This is a genomic window from Enterococcus raffinosus, from assembly GCF_018917525.1.
Lineage (GTDB): Bacteria > Bacillota > Bacilli > Lactobacillales > Enterococcaceae > Enterococcus_A > Enterococcus_A raffinosus_A.
Map to the genome: position 1 here is coordinate 1 of NZ_JAHLOS010000103.1, position 784 is coordinate 784.

Annotated in this window: 2 rRNA genes; both read left to right on the forward strand. The window is 36.2% G+C overall.

The window, feature by feature from the left end:
* Positions 1-99 (forward strand): 23S ribosomal RNA (locus tag KQI58_RS22445); the annotation flags it as partial.
* 73 nt (positions 100-172) lie between these two features.
* Positions 173-288 (forward strand): 5S ribosomal RNA (rrf, locus tag KQI58_RS22450).
* The last annotated feature ends 496 nt before the right edge of the window (positions 289-784 follow it).

Genomic DNA, 784 nt, shown 5'->3' on the forward strand with positions numbered 1-784 from the left:
AAGTAAGATCCCTGAGAGATGATCAGGTAGATAGGTCAGGAGTGGAAGTGCAGTGATGTACGGAGCGGACTGATACTAATCGATCGAGGACTTAACCAAAAATTGATTCACGGTTGTTAGAATGTTTCTGATCCAGTTTTGAGTGAACGATGTTTACTCAATTGAATACCAGTGTGGTGGCGATAGCAAGAAGGATACACCTGTTCCCATGTCGAACACAGAAGTTAAGCTTCTTAGCGCCGATTGTAGTGAGGGGTTGCCCCTTGTGAGATTAGGACGTCGCCACGCGGATTCCATCCTGATAAAGGATGGAATTTTTATTTCAATAGTAACAGTTTTTAAATAAAGAGGAAATTCTTTGGAGTTTAAATGACTGTTGTTAGTTATGGTAACTAGAAGATATCTGCTTTTATGAGTTTTAAATGATAATTAAAAATTATTGAATAAAACCATTGACACTTTCAAGATATTAAGTTATTATAACTGAGTTGCTGAAATATTGAATATAACTTTTTCAAAAAAACTTCAAAAAAGTTGTTGACATTTGCTTGGCAAGCTGTTAAGATATAAAAGTTGCTGAAACAAAGCGACAAACAATGTAGATCTTTGAAAACTGAACGAATAAAACAAACCAAATGTGTAGGGCGCTTCTATTATATAGAAGCAAACAACATAGCAAGCAATATGCTAGCAAGTCAATTATTACAATTGAGCTTAACAGTCGCAAGACTGTTTCAAACACTTTTTATGAGAGTTTGATCCTGGCTCAGGACGAACGCTGGCG